A 21,629-nucleotide genomic window follows, 5' to 3' on the forward strand; every position below is an offset into this window, starting at 1 on the left:
GCCGCAGCCATGTTGAGCTGCACAAACAGTGGCTATAAAGGTAGATCGCGGAGATGGTGAAGCTGGTGCCCTGGTGGTGGAAACGCTAGCGTCCAATCCGCCATTGGATGCGGCGGAAGTTTGCATGACCGCCGGCCAGGAACGTGCAACACGGGGAGGTAATAGATCGTGAATCAGCCTGAATCGCAGGTGCGGCAACGCCTTGCGGCATTGGCGGCTTCGGCGTTCGCCCTTGCGACGATCGGCGCGTTTTCCGCGTCACCGGCGAGGGCGGAGGTGAGCCCTTCGAGTTCGGCGACCGCTACGGCCGGTCCTGACAAGCCGAAGCCGCAACGGTCCGCCGTCGAGACGGAGCCCTCGGCGTCGAAGCCGACCGCCAGCAGTGCTCCCGACCCGACCGATCCTCCGCCGGAGCCCGACCCCACCACTCCCGCGCCCGATCCGACCACCGCGCCGCCGGAGCCCGATCCGAGTACTCCCCCGCCCGACTCCCCGCCCGCGCCGGAACCAACGCGGGCGAGTCCTCGGCCGTCGGGCAGTGCGCCAGGCGGGGGGCGGACTCCGCAGCAGCCCGGCGGGGGTGCCACGGACCGTGGCGACCGGCCGAGCAGCGATGGCGGTACCGCAGGATCGTCGGCGCCGTCGCTCCCGGTGACCGGCGGGAGTATCGCTCCGATCGCGGCCACTGGGGGCGCGGCCCTCATCGTCGGCGTCGCGCTGCTGCGGGCCGGCCGCCGCAAGCCACGATGAGCACAAGCTGGCCCAGCTGACGCAGGCGGAAGGAGCAGCCAGTGACGACGCAGCACCCGGACCGGGCGGTCTGGCCATCCTCGATCGAGGACGTCCCCACCACCGCGCCCGGCCGGGTGCCTGCGGTCGAACCCGTTCGCCGCACCGCTACTCGACCTGACAACGGCATCCGCACCGGCCCGCAACCCCGTGACTCCGACCAGCGACGGTCCTTGGTGTCCGGCGACAGAAGCGGCCGACGGAGGCGATGGCGGCGCGGACCTGCGGCGCTCGCCCTAGCGGCCCTGCTCACGGGCGCGTCCATCGGATTCGGCCTGCACTACACGGTCGTGCCACCGCCGCGTCACACGCCGACAACCACGGCGCCCACCGCGTCGGCTGGCGCAGCGTTCGCGCAACGCCAAGCGACGGTCAACCGGGCTACCCTGCCGACGCCCGAAATCGCGGACTTCGCCGGACCTTGGCTCGGCACGATCGGAGGCTGCTCGGTCGATGCCATCAGCGAAGCGCAGCGCGGCAACGGCGAGACGACTCGAACCCGCTGCACGGCAGGAATCGTCACCAGTTACTGGATCACGTACCGCAACCTCGCCGACCGGGAGGCCGCAGAAGCCCGATACCGCAGTCAGGCAGCGTACGCGGCCGCACTGGCCGCAGGCGCGGCGGCTCCGACGCTGAAGAGCACCGCGGCCGGCCGCACCATGCAGTACATCGAGTACGCCTACCGAATTCCCACCGGCAACCGGGCAGGACAAGTCGTGGCCGCCATCTGGTGGAGCGACCCCACGAAGCCCATCGCAGGAGTCTTCACCTGCTACTGGGCTGATCTGGCATCCTCGTGGGCACCACTACGTGACCTATGGGCACAGGCCACCACAACGCCCGTTCAGCGGTAGACAGCCTGCGCCGGCAGCCGCCCGGCGGCGATCTCCTCGACGGCGTGATGCACAGCCACCCCCGGTACGACGACCTCTCGGCCCGCCCACGGCACGGGAAGTGTCGCTTGCCCGCACTGCCCGCACCACGATGCCGCCTGCCAGACCTGCCAAGCACGGCCAGCCAGCGTGCCGCTGCCGCAGCTACTCGACCGAGCCAGTGCGAGAGCCGCCGCAGGAGCACCCACCGAACCGACGAGGCCCATCATCAGGGCGCATGCAGCACGGTCAGCTGCCGGCGCTGCGACAACGCCGTACGCGAGCAGACACAGCAACCCGCAGCAGATCCAAGCCACCACCATCGGCCGGCGAGGTGACTGCGGCTGGACCGGCGGCCGCAGGAGATGCGCCAGCCCCGTCGTCGACCTCGTTACGCTGCGACCCTGAACCACCAGAACTCGCGGTGCCAACATGGTGGTGCTGGTGTAAGTCGTCCTGATCCCTGCGGCGTAGACCGAAGCCAAATGGCGTCGACCGCCGGTGGCGCCACAACACGGGCTAGCGGCAAGAGATGACATACCACGAGTATGAACGCCTGCACCGACAATGCGATGACCGGTGCTAAACCGTCCCAGCGTGCCCATCGTAGCGATCGGCGAGCAGCCGTCCACAGGTACGGGCGCGATATGTGGCGCGCGTCCGTGCCAACCGTATCCCGGCCGCGTAGATGGCAGGTGACGGTCGCCGGCTGTTGAGCTGCACGCAGTTGGGGCATCCCGAACCAAGACTCACGAAGGGCGATTATGGCCGGAGCCACCGACATCTGGCCTAGCTCATTGGATCGATGAGAGATGGGAGCGCCAAGCCTCAAAACTCCGCGGTTCCCGGCTCGCTCCTCACTACGTCATCGATCGGACAGCTTTGGTCCCACGGAGGTACCTCGACCAGTACCGGTAGCTCGTCAGATCCGGCGATCAGGCGTCAGCGGGTAGCGACGGCTCCGTGCATCGGCGAACGAGTCGGTGCAGTGGAGTAGGGGTCGGGCCCACTCAACTCTGGACGCCAATCACTGAGTGGCACTAGTCCGGGTGCCATAATGGTGAAGTCACCAAACAGGGCGCCGAGCTGCGCGTCCGTTCGGAGTGTGATTTCGGTGGCCGCTTGTGCTTTGAACACACTCTTTGCCGTGGAGACGGTTGTCTCGTCATAGGCGTCGGTTACGTCGACGGCGCTCAGGTGCGAAATGACCATCGCGCTTCCTGGAGCAAGCTGGTCTCGGATGGGTGCGATAACGGCATCTATCCGATTGTCGGGCACTTGCTGGAGCACCGCGCAGTAGAGCACGGCGACTGGCCTGTTCAGGTCAATCACCGTTGCTAGGTCACTGTCGCTGAGGGTGTCCAGCAGAAGCTCAGGCTGGGTGAAGTCGCCTTCCAGCGCGCGGTGCGGGCCGCCCATTAGGATTTCGTTGGATGCGACAACCGCGACTGGGTCGATGTCGACGTAGAGTACCCGGCTGTCTGGAGCGATTGCTAGCGCGACTTCGTGAACGTTACCTTGAGTAGGAATGCCCGAGCCTAGGTCCAGGAATTGCCGGATGCCGGTCTCGGCCAGCACATGTACGGCTCGGCGCAGGAACAGGCGATTCGACCAGGCAATATCCCGAGCCTCCGGGACGGCCTGCAGGAGCTGATGCGCCGCCGCCCGATCAGCGGGAAAGTTCCTCTCACCACCGAGGAGGTAGTCGTAGATACGGGCGACCGTGGCGCGACCGAAGTCCACGCCGCCGGCAGCAGTCCGCTGGTCAGTCAAGATTCTCCTACTTTCGATGCGCGGGCACTACCGCGCGGCTGTTGGAATCCCTTGCCAGCAGCTCGACGAGCGCGTCCGATACCAAGGCCAGCCGCTGCGCATCGGCCTCGACATCCGGATGTAAAACACGCGATTCCTGCGGCTCCAGACCGGGCTCCTCCTGCAGTTCCGGCCCGGCTTTTGCCGGTGAATTGAGCCTCTGCATGGCGACCAGAATTGCCGCTGCCTCGCCAGCCGCCGCAGCCCGGTCGAAGCTGTAACCGGCGCCTGCCGCGCTTCGCTTCGCCTCAGCAATGACTCCTGGGTCCAGCGGGCCGAGCGCTTGTAGGCCGTCGGCGATCTCTACGCATCGCCGATACAAGTGCTGTCCAGCGCTCAGCAGTACACCTCTAGCCCGCTCGGGTTTACGAGGAGGGTCAAGCGCGATAGTAGGCGTCGCCTGGAAGAGGGCGTACCACAGTGGATGTAATCGCCGGTACAGGCGACGTCGACGCGGCAGCGCTCGCACCGCATCAGCGAATTTCCATGCGGACGAGAGCACGAGACTGATACACACTAGCGGTAGCGCCAACGTGATTAGCGCCTGCGACACGATCGGTTCAGACCACGGAGGATCGACGCCTCGTAGCTTCAAGGCGATGAAGAGCCCTTTGTGCACTACGTATCCGGCACCGAAAGTGGCGCCAATCGCGAGGAGCCTCATACTGACACGCAGCCGTCGCTCGGCGAACTTCGCATAGCGGATCGACATTCGCAAAATGTCGCCAATTGCTACAGCTAGGCAAATCAAATAACCCAGCATATAAATGCCAATTTCCGGCAATTCCGCATACCTCTCCGCGAAGCGCAGAGGCTCGGACACAGCGACGTCGGCCGCCACGAACATGGCCACCATCAGACAAAGTACGGCGGTAAGCAGAACCAACCGGACCCGGAGCCGGCGCGGGGCCTCCTCCGGGTCACCGAGATATAGAAACAATATCTGCACCGCAGCAGCAACTACCAGAACGGAGCCGTTCTCCAGGATCTTCGTGACGTTCGGTATACCGGTGGCTTGATCGATTGCGGTATACACCGGCGCCCAGCCCACGATGACGGCCACTGCGCAGCCAAGGCAGATAGCCACGCTCGCCTGAATTTTGGGATCCTCAGGGTCTCGCCTCAGCGCTCCGAGCTTGACCAGAAACGCCGCCATAGCGAGCACCGCAGTTACTATATGACCGATCGCCACCAGCATGTTGACCCCGTCTAGTCCGTCAAAGCTGCAGCAATGCGGTACACCACTGCCGCGGCGTCTTCGTGAAGGCCAGCGACGTTGACGACATCCCCCAGGCCATCCAACCGCGCCCCGAGGTATGTCGCGACCACCTCAGCGTCTCGCTCCTGCTGCTGGTCATAGGTCCTCGGCGATCGAGCCATCACAGAGTCGACGCCCTCGACGCTGAACACTTCAGCCATGACCTCGCCGGCCCCGTCTATTACAGGACTGCCTATATGATCCAGTGCCATATGCATGAGCTCGTGCAGGAGGGTCTGCACCTCCAAGACCATCGACGTCGCCCTGCTGTAGAGGACGTAGTCCGTTTCGGGCGTCGCCACCCATAGGCCACACGGCAGGGTCGAGGTCTGAGATGTCATCGCGACCAGCTGAATCGGACGGTCTCGTGCAGCCTCCAGCGCCGCAATCAAGGACTGAACCGTCAACGGCACGGGCAGCTCAACCGCCACCCGACGGAGCAACCACTCAGCCCGGCGCTCTTGCCGCCGCCACATACCTTCACCTCCTGAGGCGGGCGCGCCGAGGCACACCGTGCGCCGAGCAGCGCCCCGGCCCCACTAAGTGGCCGCTCAGTGACTACGCTCAAGAGCCGACCACAATAGTGGTGAGACGCTAAGGGGGCAGCATAGCCACCAACACGCTCCGGAGGCACCCCCTCTACCGCTTGCAGCCATGGAGCTTCACAAACGAGTGTCCTGAAGCATCGCCAAACGGGGCGAATCGCACTTCGCACGCGCCCACCGAGATGATGACGCGTCCACGGAGAGGCCTACCCCTTGAACGTAACTATCGACCTGCCCCAGCGGCCCAAACTCGCCGACAGGGTGGCGCGCGTCGCGACAGAGGTGTTCGCTCCGACCCATCTCACGGGTGCTATGCCGATCGTCATCGGGATCCAAAGTGCAGCCACTGCTCGCATCGGACTCGCCTGGGGCCTGACGGCTGCGCTGTTCTGCTCGGTTTTTCCAGCGAGCGTCGTTTGGCTCGGTGTCCGCCGGGGTCAGCTCACCGACCGGCACGTCGGGCGTAGAGAGCAGCGCCGAGCACCAATGATGTGGGGTCTGTTGTCGGTCTTGGGCGGAATTGCGATAATGGTTGGCCTCGGCGCGCCGCGTCCGCTGACAGCCTTGGTCGTCGCGACGTTCGCGATTGGACTGACCTTGACCGCGGTCAACCTCCTCTGGAAGATCAGCGTGCACGCAGCAGTCGCGGCTGGTTCGGCCGCCGTGCTGGTGAGCGTGCTTGGTCCACCGCTGCTGCTTCTCGCTGTTCCGGTCGTAGCCCTTATCGGCTGGTCCCGCATCCGGCTGCGCGACCACACGCCTGCTCAGGTGGTGGCTGGCACCGGCGCGGGCCTGGTCATCTCGATGCCGATATTCCTTGTGCTGGCTTGACCGACGGCATGTCCACGCACCAGGAGCTTTGCCGTTCAGTTCAGGCGCGTCAGGCCGATCCGGGTCGACCGCCGCGACGCGGCGGGGGGTTCCGCCGCGCCTCCAAAGCGGCAACCCCCTCGACAATCGCCCGCAAGGTAGCCCTTGGCATGCCGGGAGGTAGGTTTCGCGCCAGGACTGTGATCTGAGCGAGGTCAGGGTCCACCTCGGGAGCCGAAGCATGGCCGGCAGGCTCGGCCGAGTCGAAGAAGTAGCTCGGACTAACACCCCAGAAGTCAGCCAGACGCTGGATGTTCTTCATGGTGGGGTTGTCCCGCTCGCCGCTCAAAAGATAGTTCAAATAGGACACCGACAGGCCTGTGGCGGCGGAGACCTCCTCCGGCGTGAACTTTTTCTCCGTATCCTTGTTCAGGCGTTCGTCGAAAAGAGCTTGGAGTCGACCCGCGAACGTGGAGCCTCCAGAGCCTGGCCCAGCCGAAGGGTGCGACCCTGGCCCACCCCCAGAGTCCGTCATGGTCACTCCCCAACTCCTCGACGCGCCACTATCGTGGCGCAAAGTGAATTTTCGACCACAACAGTTGCGGAGCCGTGCCGCCCGGTGCGAAGCTTGCTCGGGCACGGCCACTGCTGTGGCAGTGACACGGTATCGGACAACCATAGTGTTGCAACAGGTGTCCGTTGTTTCGACACCTGGCGGAACCGGCGATGCCGGATCGGAGACGGGCAGCGCATCGAAGAAGCGGGATCGGGGGGATGCGCGATGCGCGCCGGAGAGCCTTCGCCAGGCAGAAATCCGCGGGGCACATGCCGCTGCGGTTGCCGTCACGCGGCACCCCTGCGTCGAAGCGAGCTGGCGTCAGTGGCCTCGGAGCAGCAGACTTCGGGGCCGCTGCCGATACCGGTCGACACCGGTGGCCGCGACTTGCAACTGCACCACACGTGGCACAGCGGGAGCTGCGCACCTTCCCAAAACGTTGGTCCCGCAGACCGTCGCGCTCAGCGGCTTCATCGGAGCATTGGACGGCCGTCTTCACATCGCCGGCGACCGTCGCTGGGGCTCTGGTCACATACTGACTGTGATGTCAGAAGACCCACATGATTTGGGCACGCGGCCGTATCGCACGTCGCCTACGGGATGCCGGGCTGCCGCCTCCGCCCGCTCCATACACCGTCGATGCCTGGTGCGAGGCTATCGCCCACGGCCGAGGCCGCCCGATCCACCTTCGCGGCGAGCACCTCGGTATGGACCTCCCCTCTGCGTTTCTCATCAAGCTCGAGCACGCAGACGTCATCATTGTTGACTCGGCCCTACCGATGCTGCCTCGAACGCAAGGCATCCTGCACGAGCTGGCTCACCTTGTCCTCAACCACAGTGGCGACGCCCTGCATGCCGAGGTCGACGCAGCCGTCGAGGCTGAAGCGGAGCTCGCAGCGGACCTGCTCTTCCAGCGGCTGTCCAATGCTGCGACGGTCGCGAGCCGGGCATTGACCTCCGGTACCGCCAACTCGATCCGTAGCCAGCGGCTGTGGTGGCCTACGAGTTGGTGGACCGATCGCCGAACCGACTGGCAGGTCAACCAGCTGTGGATGACCCTACGAGCGGGCATGCCCGAGGCCGCAATCATCACCACCACTACTGCTGAAAGGGTCCCGGTAGAAATTGGCGGCAGCCGGCAGCGTTACCGGCGGGCCGTCGAGGTGCACGAGGCATTGCGGTTGCTGCGTCCGTGGTATTCGCGGCAGGTACACGACAGCGCGACCCAGCGTGCCCAGCGCTATCAACTGGATGCCACGAGTACGGCTGCGGTGGTCGAGGCGGCTCAGGTGGCGGTGGCGCTGCGGCGCCATCAGACCGAGCCGCCCTCGGACGACGTCCCACGGTTACCTCAGCGGCGGCTTGCGGCATACGACATTCGCGCGGAGGCCCGCCGCCTGGCGCTGGTGGGTCTTGCGCTACATGACTCCCCCCTCGTCGCTGCGGAACTCGCTCGCTGGAGCCCGGTGGCCTACGGCTCGCGGCCCGAGGAACCTGGGTCCACGGCCTTCGGTAGTTTCCCGATCACCCCGTTGAACAGGGCTGTGACTCGAAACGGCTGGGCCGGCGCGGCGTAGCCGGAGCGGCAGGACCTGCGCTCCAGCGGCGTCCAAAGCGGACGGCTGCCAGAGGGTCGCGTGATCCCTGATCTGGGACGGGAACATCTCGCCGCCGAAATGCGGGCCGCTTCCGAGGGCGCAACCGAGAGCCGATAGTTCGCGTCGCTCGTCGTCGCTGGCGATGCCCGGTGCGATGACGGCTAGGTCGAGATCGATCGCTAGGTCAACGGCCGCGCGGATTACCGAACGCGCGGGGCGCCAACCCGCGTCCAGCGCGTAGGCCGGGTGCACTCGCAGAAAGTGCCACGGTGCCGCGTTCAGCGACTCAATGCTCCGCGTGCTGCTTCCGTAGTCCTCTAACAGCATCCGGACACCCAAATGACGGAGTTGCTCCGAGGCATCGCCGGGAGGTAGATCCGCTGGCTGGCCTAGTGCAAGCACGAGCGAGGAGCCTGCCAGGCCACCGTGCAGCGCCTCGCGCAACCCATCGACGAACCGGGGTGTCACGGCGCGGGCAGGGATTGGCACGACCAGCGCAGCGTGCGGAAGCGCGTTCCGCCACGTCGCGGCGGCGGCTATCGATCGGGTCAGCACGGTTCTCGCGAGACCCTCCAACGCGTCTTGGTCGTCAAGGAGTTGGTACGCGTACCCGTCGGCGGCGAGCACGTCATAGCGCGAGTACAGCCAACGGGGCACGGACTGAACCATCGTGATGCTACCGCGGGCGAGATCAACGATCGGTTCGAAGGAGATCGACATGCGTGCGTCATCGAGCTCTCGTGCGAGCGGAACGCTCTGGATCGGGCCAGCCTGATACGTGACCAAACGGTCTTGGCCTTGCCGGATGGCCCACCACATCACCCGCTCCGCCGCGTCGAGTAGAGCGGCGGCTTCGTCGGGGGCGCCTGAGGTCATGCCTGCGCTCACCCGGACCGCTAGCAGCGAGCCTCCGATGTGAATGGGTCGGCGCAGGGTTGCCACGGCGTAGCACGCCCGCTGGTAGGCGCTCATCTCTGTCGTAGCCCACATCACGAGTGCGAACTCCGCGTCGCCAACCCGGGCTACCTCCGCCGCGTCTCTCGATGTGCGACTGAGCCGTGCCGCCAGCTCGTTCAGCAGGACGAGAGCACGATCGCGACCAACCGCGTCAGCCAGGAACTCGTAGTTCTCTAGCCGGATTGCCACCACGTGGCAGGTGTCCGCAGCCTTCTCAGCAACCCGGGTGAGCAGCGTCGCCCGGTTCGGCAGGCCGGTGTCGCGGTCATGATGCGCCTCGTGCCTCATCAAGGCGTAGGCATGCGCGATGTCCAGGCTCGTCGACAGCGTCGCCGAAAACGCCCGCAGGGTCGAGCGCTCGCGAGCGGACAACCTGTCGCGAGGACCACGAAGGTTCAGCCTCAACGTGCCTTGCAGTCCGGTCGTCTTGGCGCCAATCTCGTGCGCGATCGGCAGTGGGGCGCCAGCGGCGTACACAGGGACTTCTTCCGCCGGACCGTCGAACACCACCGCCGCGTCGCGGTCGGCACGAACCAACCGGCCGCCGCCCGCGATCTCGATGTCCGCGGCCTGAGCACCGAAGAGCTTCACCGCCCCGGCAGCCGCGGTCCGGATCACGACATCGATGTCCCGGCTGGCCAAGGCATCGCTCAGCACGGCAAGGTGTTCCCATGCGCGCCGTTCCTCACGGATCCGAAGGCGATGTGTCAGCACCAGGTGCAGAACTAACATTGCGGCAGGCAGAGCTATCAATGCCCGCATATCGAGGCCGGTGAGAACTGAAACCAAACCTGCCGTGCCGATTTCGGCCAAGCCCACGATCAGTCGTGTACGCCACATGTAGCGCAGAACCGTCAGGACGGGACGTCCAGTAGCCAGCGTCGCTGCGGCCGTCGTGACTATTTCCTGTAGAGTTAACACCGCGATACCTGCGACAAGGAATCCGAGTACGTAGAGTTGCCACCGGGAAGTTGCCAGCCCCGTGTCCTCAAATCTCGGACGTATACCGAAGGCGTGCATAGTTACGGCGGCCAGCGCGGCGGCTACGACATCCATACTGACGTTGTGGATGGCCTTATGCACACCAGCGGAACGTGGGTATCGTGTGACAATTCGGGCCACGGTGACGCCGACAGCTGCGCAGATAATCACCCACGGGACAGGCAAGACTGATGCGCACAACAGCGTCGCCGTCGGCGTCAGCGTGATCCGAAAAGGTATACGGGGCGGCACAGGCGCCGAAAAGATGGCACCGACCGCCATCACGGCCGTACCCATTATTGGGTACACCAAATAATACGGCGTCGGTTGACGTAGGTTTACCGTCGCCCATAAAACGCTTGAGAGCGCCGCCGCAAAGACTGTGACCGTCAGCAGCACCAGCGCAGGCCCGCGTCGTCGGGATGACATCAATCATTCCCCCGTATTCATCAACCTCAGCCCTCTCTGCAACAGATCGTCCACATTAACAGGTGAAGCCAACCTTAGTCCCACTCAACGCCCTTGCGCATCACTGAACCCCCTCCCCCATCTCTCTAATGGTTGGAACATATGACCGCGTGTCGACCATTATCAACTGCAAAGAGTCGTTTTCGTCACTTACCGCGCACTGGGACGGACCGACGTAACGAAAAGTCAACCGCCTGCGCACTCGGGGCGAGCATTGGTGGCTCAGTGTGACCTCGCAGCCACATGAGGTGCGCCATCGCCCTTGGTGCCCGCAGCCTGGTCACTCGATGCAACGGACAAATGACCAAGGGGATTGGGGCGGGATCCACGAACTGACAATGCCCGGCCTTGGGGGCAGCCAGGCTTTGTCGTCATTCACGTGCTCGTAGACCCCCTGACCAGCAGTTAAGCTGCCGCCGCTCCGCGTCCGCACTGCTGGCACTATCGTCCTGGTATCGGCTATTTAGGATGGCCCACGATGCAGTAGATGTGGGCCAGCGGACCCGAGGTGCCGTTGTTGCGCGGCGGCTTGCAGGACGAGCGCGGGTGGCAGATCCGTGCCCCGGCCGATCTTGCGCGGTCGATTCATGCCTCCCCCGCCCGACGAGCCGCTAGGTCAGGGTCGTGAGGACGGTGTGCTGGTGTCGGTTGCGGCGCGGCCGCGATCGAGGATCAGCACAAGGGAGAAGAGGCCCGCCCGAGCGCCGGTCACCTGTTCGTGGGCAGAGAGGACTTCACCGGTGCCAGGGTTGAGGATGAGCTGCGTTGTGGAGCCGTCGGCGGTCACACTGAATCCAAGGCCGGCCCGTCCGGCCAGGTCTGTCTGCTCGCCTCCGAAGGAGATGTTCGGCACGCCGGCCAGGACGCGCAGCATCTCCGAGCGCTGCTCCTGACTGAGATATTGGCTGGTGGCGAGGCCGATGACGCCGTGGACGAGCATTCGGGGGTAGGCAGGCTCGTTAGCCAGCTCCCGTGGTGCTAGGGAGCCGGCGAGCGTGGTGGCATCGGCGGGCAGCGGTTCTGCCAGATACGGCGGCAGTTCGCCCGCCAGGTATCGCGTGGTCTTTTCTGGGGCTGCCGGGAACCTGCTCCGCTCCGCCGGTGTCGGGCGGTGGGCGAGGCCAGGCACATTGGGAAGCCGGCGTGTTAACTCTCGGCCGGAGCTGTCGGAGTCGCGGCGCCAGCGATGCACATCAGAGCGTGTAATCACGTTGGTGGCGCGGGTCCACGACTGAGTGTGCAGGTAGGTGTACGGCAGGCCGGTGGAGGCATCAGCGGGGGTGCTGGCGACGCTCGCGGCCAGTGTCATCAGGCGTTGGTGCGGGGTGAGGCCGGGATCGGTGGCGGCCGTTGCAGGCATCGTGGTGCTCTGCTGTTGTGGTGATGGGGACGCAGGGTGCGAGCCGGTTTGGCCGGTGGGGGTGCTTGATTGGCAGGCAGTGAGCAGGACTCCGAGAGCGCTCGCAGTCACCAGGTGGGCGAGAGTAGTCGTTCGGGGCATGGGCATCGCGGCGATGATTCCTCGCTGGATAGGCAAGTGGTCAGAGGGCTGGCGCTGGCACGCTTCGGCGTTGAGGCGACCCGGCGTCGGTGTGGTCGGTTGGCAGTCGGGACGTATGCGCACCGACGTCGCTCGGTCTGTTGGTTGGCTTGTAGGCGCTACGTGGCACTGCTGAGCAGGTTGGTCAGTGCCTGTCGGCCGTGGTCGGTGAGCATGGCCGTCAGGGATCGCCGGTGTGGCACCTGCCGCAGATGTCCGTCGGCGAGCAGCACGTTGAAGGTGTCGCGGACGGTGCCCTCTGAAGGGCGGATGGTGCCCTCAGTAGGGGTATCCACCGTGGCGGCCAGCTCACGCACCGTCCATGTCCGCGTGGGATCCGCAAGCAGCGTCGCGTAGATGCGGCGCCGCTTGCCCGCCATCGACCCACCGTCCGAGCGCAATTCCTCACCGCCTGGTCAGATTGGCCTGCAGGCGCAACTGATGCGATGAGTCATGGTGCTGAGCTCCCATCGGTGATGCCGTCGCGGAGTCGTGTTGCGGGTCGTCGATTCCGGCCGGGTGGCCGTGGCGTTGGTCTGTGCAGCTGGCACGCATGCGGGCGAGTTCTTGGCGCAGGCGCGGGCCGTCGCGGTGACCTGGGTGCGCGGCTTGGTGGTCGGCGGCGGTGCGGCCAAGGAGTTGACGCGCTTGGACGCAGTGCCCGTCCTGGTAGAGGACGAGGGCGAGGGTCGCTTGGGCGGCGAGGGTGGGTAGCGCCCGACGGCCTTCGGCCTTGCTGTGGTGGCGAATGAGCTCGCTGTAGCAGTTCGCGGCTTCGGTGAGGTTGCCGGTGCGGCGGTGTGCGATGGCGAGGACCCGCAGGGCCGAGTCGGTTTCCGGTGAGGTGGTGCCGAGCAGGCCACGCAGGCTGCGGTGCGCCCACCCGGCCCAGGGCAGTGCGGTGCTCGGGTCGGCGTGGACGACGGTCAACTCCGCGAGCAGGGCCGCGGCGAGCGCGGTGGCAAGGTCCAGGGCGCCGATGTCGTCGGTGGGATCGGTGAGCAGCAGCCCGGTGTGCAGGACCTGGATGGCGCGTGCGTGGTCACCGTGATCAGCGCGGGCGCGGGTATAGCTGAGGCGTTGCGCCATGGACATCCGGGGTCCGACGAGTTGTCGCGGGTGGGACCGCCACGTGAGGTGCAGATCGGTGTGATCGGCGCCGACCGCGACACGGTGCAGGGCACCCGGGGCGTACGCGGAAGCGAATTCGGTCTTGCCGGGGGGCACGAGGTGCGGGGCGCGGTGCAGCACCGCCTGGGCGACCGCGTCGCGCAACGCCTGCGCCGGGACAGGTGCCCGTCCGCACGCGGGCATGCACAGGTAGACCTGTGGGCCTCCGGGGAGGTGCACCAGGATCATGCGGTTGGCGCAGAAGTGGCAGGCCGTCAGCCCTGGTGGGACCGGGGCGGCTGGCACCGCTCGTGCCCGCGCCACCCATTCGTCGATGGTGGCCCGTGACACGCCGCATTCGTTGGCCACCTCCTTGACCGCCGGAGGCAGGCCGCGCTCGGCGGCATGTCTCAGCGTCGCGGCCACCGTGTTGGCGACGAACGCCGGCGTCCACGGAGCGACCGGCAGGGACCGCGTCGGCATGGTGCATTCCCCTTTGTTGGTCAGTTCGCTATGCGGCCAGTGAGGTGGCCGGCACCGGCCATGACGGCGTGAGCTGCGTGCAGACGGCGCGGTGGTTTTCGCTGGCCGGCATGCGCGCGATGTCGCTGATCTGGGTGCGAAGAGGGTCGCCGATCGTCAGGTAGCGGGCGGCGATGGTCGCGGCGACCGTGAGGCAGCGCTTCGAGATGTCGGGTGATCCGCAGTCGCGGTAGAGGCACGCGAGCTGGGTGAGCGCTTTCAGAGTGGCGGATGCTTCGGGTCCGTGGCGGCGTTCAGCGGTGGTGTAGACGTCGGCGAGGTCCCGGATTGCCTGCTCACAGCGGCCGATGCGGTGGTGGGCTGCGGCCAGGCCGGCGCGGGCGTGCAGGGTCCGCTCGTGGCTGGCGCCGAGTGCGGCGGTGGCGAGGTCGACCAGGTCGCGGTAGGTGGTGAAGGCCTGGTCGGCGTGTCCGATCAGCGCGGCCAGGGGTGCCAACAGCACCGCCGCGTCGAGTTGCTCCGCTGCGGACGTGCCGTGGTGGGCGAGCGTGCGGGCGTAGACGGCCCATTGGTAAGCGTCCGTGAGGTCGCCGAGTGTCTGCCGCGCTGCGGCGTGGTCGATCGCCGCGCGGGCGGGCGTCTGGTGTGCTCCGCGCGCCGGTTGACGGGTCCGGGGCATCGGCGTCCGCGTTGGCATGTCGGTTCTGGCTCCCTAGCTAGGGGTGGTCTGCGGGGTTGGTGTGGCCGGCGGCAGCCCTAGCGGTCGGAGGCCTGAGCGATGGTGGAGGTGAACTGGTAGGAGCGCAGGACCACCATCGGGTCGGCCATCAGCTCGGCGAAACGATCGAAGTCTTCGGCCGTCGCGCCGTCGTGGAGGAGCTGGTCTGTCAGCTGGTGGACGTTGTCGGCGTAGAGCTGGCAGCCGGGGCCGCCGCCGGTCCAGGTGCGGGCGGTGGTGCGGGCGTGCACGTGGTTCATCCCGGCGTGCAGCAGCAGGGAGGCTGCCCTGTCGCCCCAGTGCAGGTCGACGCCCTGGCTGGCGAGGACGTCGAGAACGCGGTGCACAACGGTGGCGAGTAGCTCCGCGTCTTCGGGAGAGGGGGCGCGGTGCACCCACATCTGGGCGTAGACGATGTCGCCGAGGACCAGCCATCCGCCCGGCTTCAGTAGTGAGATCATCTCGTCGAGCAGTTCGGTTCGGTTGGCAAGCGGCGCCAGCGCGCAGCGCGCATTGATCAGGTCGAACGGCGCGGCTTCGGCGGGTAGTTGCAGCCCGTGGCGCAGGTCGCGTTCGTAGACGTGGACAATCGCGGTGGGGTCGAGCAGTTTCGCGTCGTCGTCTAGGGCGACGACGCGACCCGACGATCCGACCAGACCGGCGAGGTAACGCGTGAGCGAACCAGCTCCAGCGCCGACATCGAGAGCTCGCTGCCCGGTTCGGACTCCGATACGCGCGAATTCACGTGTCGCGATCGGGTCGAACACCTTCGTGAGGTCTCGGGACGGCGTGCTGCTGCTTATCTGGTTGCGCTGCTGGGTGGACGTCATCGGTTCCTCCTAGGTTCAACCCTGGTTCGCGAGAACGCTGGTGCCGCTGTGGGTCCAGCACAGCTCGACGGACTCGGGGCTATGGACGAGGGCCTGCTCGACAAGCCGAATCAGGTGTTGGCGTAGGTCGGCTCGGGTGGACTCCTGCCATCGCTGGTAGGTAATGAGTGGCCGGGTGGCCGCGGTGCGCCGGTCGTAGGCGGCGGCGAAGCCGACAACAAGTGCTTCCAGGTGCTGCGCGTCATACAGAGCTCCAGGGCAGAAGCAGACATAGAACCGGCGACGCGGGGCGGCGGCGTAGGGCTGGAGGAGACCTCGGCAGGTGATGCAGCTGGCCAGGTCGGTGAGCAGCCAGAGGCTGGTGTCGTCGTCGTTCAAGATGTCACCGCCCTTGCCCGCTTGAAGGTGGGTGGGGTGGTCGGCGGCGCCGTTCGGGTCGGCGACGCCAACCACCCACCGCCGCCCGCGATGGATGCTCGGACGGCGGCCCTGCCCCTGGTGGGGCCGGACCCGCCAGGTGCACGGGTGCAAGCGAGGCGCGGAGGTCGCCTCGCTGGGCTGTGAAGGGAGGCGCTGGTGGTCATCGTGGGGATCCCGTAGGCACGGCAAGCACGTCGTGCAGGCGGGCGGGATCTGCACGCAGGTCTGCTGCGGGGGCATGCAGGGCGATGGTGCCCCGGTCGAGGACGGCGACGTCGTGCGCGATGTCGAGGGCGAGGGCAAGGTTCTGCTCGGCAAGCAGGACAGCGCTGCCGGTCGCGGCAAGGCCGGTGATGATCGCGGCGAGCTGGCCGACGACGGCGGGGGCGAGGCCCTCGGAGGGTTCGTCGAGTAGCAGCACCTGCGGCCCGGCGAGCAGGGCGCGGGCCAAGGCGAGCATTTGCTGTTCGCCGCCGGAAAGTTGGTGGGGCCGGTGGTGACGGCGCTCGCCCAGCGCGGGAAACAGGTCGAGGACCTGCCGCGCGGTGATGCTGCGGGGGCGGCCGGGATGCGGTCGGGGCAGCGCAAGGTGCTCGGCGACGGTGAGGCCGGCGAACAGGCGGCGTCCTTGCGGAACGAGGCCGATGCCGGCCCGGGAGCGGCGGCGGGCAGAAAGGCCAGTCACCAGCCGGTCGTTGAGGACGATTTCAGTACCCGACAGCGCGGGGTGTAGGCCAGCGATGGTGTTGATCAAAGTCGTCTTGCCGGCCCCGTTGCGGCCGACCACGGCGCTCACCCTCCCGGCTCGCACATCGAGCGTGACGCCGGCGAGCACAGGCGCGCCGTGATGCCCGGCTCGCAGGTTGCGCACCCGCAGGACGGGCGGCGCAGCTACGGGCGGGTCGGTGGTGGCCTCCGGCGTTGTGGGCACATGTTTGGTGGGGTCCGCCTCGGCGAGGTACACGCGGCGCACCTCCGGGTGGGTGCGCACGTCGCTGGAGGTGCCGGTGGTGAGGTGTTGGCCGTGGTGCAGGACGGTGACGGTGTCGGCGACCGCGGTGACGAAGTCGAGGTTGTGGTCGACCACCAGTACGGCGATGTCGGTGGGCAGTGCGCGGATCAGCTCGGCGAGGCGGGTGACCTCGGTGGTGGCGAGGCCGGCGGAGGGTTCGTCGAGCAGGAGCAGTCGGGGCTGGGCGGCCAGGGCGACGGCGACTTCGAGGCGGCGTTGGTCACCGTACGAGAGCTGGCTGGTGGGCCACTGGGCGTGCTCGGCCAGCCCGACCTGGTCCAGCGCGTCCAGGGCCGCCGCCGACGCGCGAGGCCGCAGGCGCAGCGCTGCCAGGTGCTGCCCGGGCACGGCGAGTAGCACGTTCTGGACGACCGTCAGCGGGCGGGCGAGAGCGGGATGCTGCCAGGTGCGGGCGATGCCGGCGCTGGCGCGGCGGTGGGCCGGCCAGCGGTGGATGTCGTGTCCGGCGTACTGGATGCGCCCCGACGTTGGGCGCAGGGTGCCGGCGATCAGGTGTAGCAGGGTGCTCTTGCCGGCGCCGTTGCGTCCGATGAGCGCGTGCCGGGCCCCGGCGTGCAGGTCGAGGCTGACCTTGTCGACGGCTCGGCGGGCGCCGTAGGCGCGGCTGACGGTGTCCAGTCGCAGCAGCGGTGCGCTCATGTCCGCCCCCGATCGCGTCGGGTGAGAAGCCCGGCCAGCCGGTGTCGGGGCAGGTAAGCCAGGGCGAGGAAGCTCAGGCCGAGAAGGGTGCTGCCGTGGCCGCTGAGCAGGCCGCCGGCCCAGTCCCGGGCGGCCACCAAGAGGATCGCGGCGGCGCAGGCACCGATCATGCTGCCGGAGCCGATCAGCGCGGCGGCGAGGGCGATCGCGGAGATGCCCATGGCGGCGTCAGCAGGCGAGACGTAGCGGGTCACCGCAACGAGCAACGCGCCGGCCGCGCCAGCGATCGCACCGGCAAGGGTGTACGCGGCGAGAAGGAGCCGGCTGGTGTGGTGGCCGGCCGCTTGTACACGGGGCTCGTGGGCGGCGATGGCCCGCAGGAGCAGGGCGAAGCGAGTGCGGGTGAGGACGATGACCGCGGTGGCGATGATCAGGGTGCACGCCAGGACGTACAGGTACACCCAGCCGGGCCGGACCAATGGTGCAAGGCCCGGCAGCGCCACCACCGGTGGTATGTGGGTGCCTTCGCTGCCGCCAGGCGCCCACTGGCCGGCGGCGGCGTGCACGAGTTCACCGACACCGAACGTGACCATGAGGAAGGTGGTGGCCCGAACCCGTACCGCGAGCAGGCCGGTCACGGCGGCGGCGACGGCCCCGGCGGCGGTCGCCGCGAGCAACTGGACCGGACCGAGACTGGTCAGCGTGGCGAGCGTAGCGGCGGCGTAGGCCCCGACGACGAGGTACGCGGCCTGCCCCAGCGGTGGTTGCCCGGCCAGCCCGACCAGCAGTTGAGCGCTCATCGCGAGCACGGCCATGACCAAGGCGGTGGCGGCGAGCGAGACGAGGTAGGCGTTGACCATCCACGGCAGCGCCACCGCCACCGCGACGACGATCCCCGAAGCGACAGGTACCAGGCGAGCCGCCCGGCTGACGGGTCGCCGTTGCGCCGATGCGCTGGTGGGTGCGGGTGTGAGGGTGGTGGTCACGCGGGCCGTCCCGCAAGCGAAGGGCGGTGCCGGACAGTGAGCGCGACCAGCATCGCGGCGGCAAGGACAAACGCGGCGGCGCCAGGGACGAGAGCGACGCCGAGCGTGAGGATTTGTCCGACACCGAGCGCGGCGAGCAGGGCACCGCGAATGCTGCCGAGGCCACCGACGACGCAGACGATCAGCGAGTAGACCAGGATCGTGGTGTCCACGCCGGGGGCCGGGCCGATGACCGGGGCGCCGAGCACGCCGGCGGTGACCGCGAGGACTCCCCCACCGACCAGCACGGCGGCTCGGGTCGTGCGGGTGCGTAGTCCGGTGGCGGCGGCCATGCCGGGGTCGGCGACCACAGCCCGAACGACCGCTCCGACACGGGAGCGCTCGACGAGCCAGATCAGCAGCACCACGATCAGGGCGGCGACCGCGATGAACCCCAGTCGGTAAACCGGGTACTGGTAGCCGCCGAGGCTGACCGACCCGGCGAGCGCGCGGGGCGGGTCGACGGAGCGCGGTTCGGCGCCGAACACGGTGCTGAACCCGTCGGCGGCGATATAGGCCACCCCGAGTGTGGCGAGCACCTGGTCCAGCGGCCGGTCCGTGAGGGGACGCACAGCCGCAGCGAGGCCCGCTCCCCCGACGGCGCCGATCAGGACCGCCGCGGCGAGGGCCAGGCCGAGGCCGACCCAGCCGCCGTCGGCAAGCTGCCAGGCGATGTAGGCGCCAGCGAGGTAGAGGGTGCCGTGGGCCATCGAGAACACCCCGGCCACGCCGAAGATCAGCGTGAGTCCGGCCGCGATGACGAACAGCAGCAGTCCGTACGCGACCCCGTCCAGCGCGGTGATCGTGTAGGGGTTGACCAGCCCGCTCAGGCCCACGGCACTCCTCCTTCCGAACGCAGGTCAGGCGGAGGCGAGCCGCCGGCCGATGGTGGTGTGCATCAAGTAGCCCGACAGCATCAGCTGCGGGTCCATCAACACCTCACGCAGCTCGGCCAGGTCATCGAGGCTCATGCCGGCAGCGACCAGCTCTGCCTCGCGCTGAATCGAGTTGGAGTGATGCAGCCGGCAGATGCCGGTGCCACCGCGCCACGAGCGGGACTCGATGCGGCTGTCGACGTCGACCAGGCCTAGGTGCAGCATCACCTCCGGCGCCCGCTGCGCCCAGCCCATCTCCGCCCCGCGAGACTCCCCGTAGGCGAGCAGCGCGTCCTGGAACCGCTCGATCAGCTCGGTCGCCCGAGGGCTGGGGCTGCGGCGGATCATGTCGCGCCAGGTGCAGTCCCAGTCCGCCACCACCATTGCCCCGCCCGGGGCGAGAGCGCGCGTCAGGTCGGCGAGGACCTGCTCCCGCTCGGGCAGGTGCATCAGCACCAGCCGGGCGACGATGGCCTGCTGCGACCCCGCCGGCAGCTCCATCTCGCGGACGTCGCCGGCCCGGACGGTGACGTTGGGACCCTCGGGGATGTAGCGGGGGTCGAGGTCCACGGCGGTGACGTGCCCGTCCGGGGCGACCTGGTCGGCCAGCCAGGTCGTCAGCGTGCCCGCCCCGGCGCCGATGTCCGTGACCTTCCAGCCCGGCCCGACCCCAAGCCCGAACAAGACCCTTTGCGTGTCCGCGTCGAGGATCGCAGCGAGGTGACGCAGCTGTTTGGCTGCCTCGTCGGTGGCGTTGTCGAACATGTACCCGGCCTGCCCATCGGCGGCCGTCGTGGTCGTGGTCATGGTGTCTATGCCTTTCGGAGTCAGGAACCGAGGGTGGTGAGCGTCTGCACGGTGCGGTTGACCCACACCTGCCCGTCCTGGGCCACTTCCCGCAGGTAGTACGCCTGCACAGGGGTGTGGTTTACCGGCCCGAACTGCCAGGCGCCCCGAGGCGAATCAATCGACCCCACCCGCGGCAACGCCGCGGTGAGCGTCTGCGAGGTCAGCCCTGTGGCCGCCGCACTCGCGGCGGCAGACGACGCAACCGGGCGGCTGGCAGCCGGACTTCCGCTCGTGGCAGGGCTGCTGGAGGCGGATGCGGTGCTGGTGGTGCTGGGTGTAGTCGCGGGGGCATCAGGCTGGGCGAGCGCTTCCGAGATCGCTCTGTCCAACACGAGCGCTGCGTCCCACGCGCAGACGTGGTACACGTTCGGCAGCTTCCCCTCGTTGGCCGAGGTGAACCGGCGCACGAAGTCTCTGTTGGCCGCGTTGTCCAGCGTCGACGAATAATTCAGGGCGGTGTAGATGCCCTTGGCCTGATCCTTCAACGCCGCCAGTGGCGCGCCTTCGGTCAGGAAGCCCGAGGCGTACAGCGGCGTGGTGATGCCGTACTGGCGGTACTGCTTGACGAACTCGATCGCCGACGCGCCGGCGTAGAAGGTATAGACGGCCGCCGGCTTGGCCTCCTTGATCTTCGTCAGGTACGGGGAGAACTCGGTCGTCGGCGCCGGCGCCCACGGCGTCCACGTCGGCTCCCCGCCTGGGTTCGCCAACTGCCCGCCCGCCTTGCGGAAAGCGGTGACGAAACCACCGATCTGATCACGACCGCCGATGTAGTCCGGGCCGATCACCCACACCCGGCCGTCGCCGACCGTCGTGCGCAGGTAGCCGGCAATCGACGCGCCGGTCTCCTGACTCAGCCACGACGTCGACCACAGGTAGGCGGGATTGTCGACCGTTGAGGGCCGCCCACCCATACCGATCAGCGGCACCTTGGACTCGATCAGCAGCGGGTACAAGGTCTGCACCGTGTCGGCGGTCCCCCCGCCAACGAGAGCGAGGACCTTGTCCTGCTCGATGAGCTTGCGCGCCGACGCGAGGGCGGTGGCCTTGCCGTCGCCCTCGTCGGCCTCAATCACCTTCACGGGTCGACCGCCGAGCTTGCCGCCCAGCTTGTCCAAGGCCAGCCGCCACCCCGCGGCCTGGTCATCACCGATTGACTTGTAGTTGCCGGTTTTCGGCACGATCAAGCCGATGCGGATCTCGGTGGCGGTGGTATCCCCGTCGCTGAGGCTCGACCCGGCGCAGCCGGCGACAGCAAGCAGGGTGGTGGCAGCGATGGCGGCGATCGCCGTTCGCCAGCGATGGTGCCGGCGGCCGGTTGGCTGAGGAGTCACGAGAGTCGACGTCCTTCCGTTCTGAGGGGGAAAGGTGCGAGGGCCGTACGTGGTGCTGGGGTGGTACGACAGGGCTGGCCAGGCGATGCAAAACGGCCAGGACGGAGGCAGGTTCCGTGGCGTC

General features: G+C 67.6%; 18 protein-coding genes and 1 pseudogene. 3 read left to right on the forward strand and 16 right to left on the reverse strand.

All coding sequences use genetic code 11. The annotated features are described in order from the left end of the window. Nucleotides 1-791 precede the first annotated feature (791 nt). Nucleotides 792-1,646, forward strand: coding sequence for a hypothetical protein (locus JNW91_RS00245; protein ID WP_238423964.1), 855 nt, complete (start codon nucleotides 792-794; stop codon nucleotides 1,644-1,646). A gap of 960 nt (nucleotides 1,647-2,606) precedes the next feature. Here the strand turns inward: JNW91_RS00245 and JNW91_RS00250 are convergent. The 3 genes from JNW91_RS00250 to JNW91_RS00260 are packed head-to-tail and all read right to left on the reverse strand — an operon-like array spanning nucleotide 2,607 to nucleotide 5,165. Beyond that, nucleotides 2,607-3,437, reverse strand: a complete 831-nt coding sequence (locus tag JNW91_RS00250) for an SAM-dependent methyltransferase (RefSeq protein WP_203172917.1) — start codon at nucleotides 3,435-3,437, stop codon at nucleotides 2,607-2,609. A 7-nt stretch (nucleotides 3,438-3,444) separates the two neighbouring features. Next, nucleotides 3,445-4,674, reverse strand: a complete 1,230-nt coding sequence (locus JNW91_RS00255; RefSeq protein ID WP_203172918.1) for an MAB_1171c family putative transporter — start codon at nucleotides 4,672-4,674, stop codon at nucleotides 3,445-3,447. 11 nt (nucleotides 4,675-4,685) lie between these two features. Next, nucleotides 4,686-5,165 (reverse strand): hypothetical protein, encoded by a 480-nt coding sequence (locus JNW91_RS00260; RefSeq protein WP_203172919.1) that lies wholly within the window; start codon nucleotides 5,163-5,165, stop codon nucleotides 4,686-4,688. A 426-nt stretch (nucleotides 5,166-5,591) separates the two neighbouring features. Between JNW91_RS00260 and JNW91_RS00265 the strand changes: the two genes are divergently transcribed. Further along, on the forward strand, nucleotides 5,592-6,110 hold the full coding sequence (locus tag JNW91_RS00265) for a phosphoesterase PA-phosphatase (protein ID WP_238423965.1): 519 nt from the start codon (nucleotides 5,592-5,594) through the stop codon (nucleotides 6,108-6,110). Nucleotides 6,111-6,159: 49 nt separating this feature from the next. On the opposite strand, the gene JNW91_RS00270 is transcribed toward JNW91_RS00265, so the two are convergent. Beyond that, the gene (locus JNW91_RS00270) at nucleotides 6,160-6,768 is read right to left on the reverse strand and encodes a helix-turn-helix domain-containing protein (protein ID WP_309244165.1); all 609 of its coding nucleotides are present in this window, start codon (nucleotides 6,766-6,768) and stop codon (nucleotides 6,160-6,162) included. Nucleotides 6,769-7,352: 584 nt separating this feature from the next. On the opposite strand from JNW91_RS00270, the gene JNW91_RS31545 reads away from it, so the two are divergent. Continuing rightward, complete coding sequence (locus JNW91_RS31545) at nucleotides 7,353-8,222, forward strand: DUF6545 domain-containing protein (RefSeq protein WP_238423969.1); 870 nt, start codon at nucleotides 7,353-7,355, stop codon at nucleotides 8,220-8,222. 105 nt (nucleotides 8,223-8,327) lie between these two features. Here JNW91_RS31545 and JNW91_RS33370 read toward each other — a convergent pair. The 12 genes and pseudogenes from JNW91_RS33370 to JNW91_RS00330 form a co-directional block, all read right to left on the reverse strand. Continuing rightward, nucleotides 8,328-10,610, reverse strand: a pseudogene (locus tag JNW91_RS33370) (EAL domain-containing protein); the annotation flags it as partial. 655 nt (nucleotides 10,611-11,265) lie between these two features. Beyond that, nucleotides 11,266-12,009, reverse strand: coding sequence for a hypothetical protein (locus JNW91_RS00280; protein WP_238423972.1), 744 nt, complete (start codon nucleotides 12,007-12,009; stop codon nucleotides 11,266-11,268). A gap of 299 nt (nucleotides 12,010-12,308) precedes the next feature. Continuing rightward, nucleotides 12,309-12,569: a hypothetical protein gene (locus JNW91_RS00285; RefSeq protein ID WP_203172921.1), complete on the reverse strand. Its 261-nt coding sequence runs from the start codon at nucleotides 12,567-12,569 to the stop codon at nucleotides 12,309-12,311. A 25-nt stretch (nucleotides 12,570-12,594) separates the two neighbouring features. Continuing rightward, the gene (locus tag JNW91_RS00290) at nucleotides 12,595-13,782 is read right to left on the reverse strand and encodes a tetratricopeptide repeat protein (RefSeq protein WP_203172922.1); all 1,188 of its coding nucleotides are present in this window, start codon (nucleotides 13,780-13,782) and stop codon (nucleotides 12,595-12,597) included. A 28-nt stretch (nucleotides 13,783-13,810) separates the two neighbouring features. After that, on the reverse strand, nucleotides 13,811-14,479 hold the full coding sequence (locus JNW91_RS00295; protein WP_203172923.1) for a tetratricopeptide repeat protein: 669 nt from the start codon (nucleotides 14,477-14,479) through the stop codon (nucleotides 13,811-13,813). A 59-nt stretch (nucleotides 14,480-14,538) separates the two neighbouring features. Continuing rightward, entirely contained in the window at nucleotides 14,539-15,330 is a 792-nt protein-coding gene (locus tag JNW91_RS00300) for a methyltransferase domain-containing protein (RefSeq protein WP_203172924.1), read from the reverse strand. A 15-nt stretch (nucleotides 15,331-15,345) separates the two neighbouring features. Continuing rightward, entirely contained in the window at nucleotides 15,346-15,783 is a 438-nt protein-coding gene (locus tag JNW91_RS00305) for a hypothetical protein (RefSeq protein WP_203172925.1), read from the reverse strand. Nucleotides 15,784-15,910: 127 nt separating this feature from the next. Beyond that, nucleotides 15,911-17,422 carry an ATP-binding cassette domain-containing protein gene (locus JNW91_RS00310; RefSeq protein WP_203172926.1) on the reverse strand — a complete coding sequence of 504 codons (1,512 nt, stop codon included), beginning with the start codon at nucleotides 17,420-17,422 and terminating at the stop codon, nucleotides 15,911-15,913. Beyond that, nucleotides 17,419-18,408, reverse strand: a complete 990-nt coding sequence (locus JNW91_RS00315) for a branched-chain amino acid ABC transporter permease (protein WP_203172927.1) — start codon at nucleotides 18,406-18,408, stop codon at nucleotides 17,419-17,421. Before JNW91_RS00315 ends, JNW91_RS00310 begins: the two co-directional genes overlap by 4 nt. Further along, nucleotides 18,405-19,283 carry a branched-chain amino acid ABC transporter permease gene (locus JNW91_RS00320; protein WP_203172928.1) on the reverse strand — a complete coding sequence of 293 codons (879 nt, stop codon included), beginning with the start codon at nucleotides 19,281-19,283 and terminating at the stop codon, nucleotides 18,405-18,407. Before JNW91_RS00320 ends, JNW91_RS00315 begins: the two co-directional genes overlap by 4 nt. Before the next feature lie 24 nt (nucleotides 19,284-19,307). Then, the gene (locus JNW91_RS00325; protein ID WP_203172929.1) at nucleotides 19,308-20,129 is read right to left on the reverse strand and encodes a class I SAM-dependent methyltransferase; all 822 of its coding nucleotides are present in this window, start codon (nucleotides 20,127-20,129) and stop codon (nucleotides 19,308-19,310) included. A 20-nt stretch (nucleotides 20,130-20,149) separates the two neighbouring features. Beyond that, complete coding sequence (locus JNW91_RS00330; protein WP_203172930.1) at nucleotides 20,150-21,505, reverse strand: ABC transporter substrate-binding protein; 1,356 nt, start codon at nucleotides 21,503-21,505, stop codon at nucleotides 20,150-20,152. Nucleotides 21,506-21,629 lie beyond the last annotated feature (124 nt).

Source organism: Micromonospora parastrephiae, assembly GCF_016802865.1.
In the GTDB taxonomy this organism is placed as follows: Bacteria; Actinomycetota; Actinomycetes; order Mycobacteriales; family Micromonosporaceae; genus Micromonospora; species Micromonospora parastrephiae.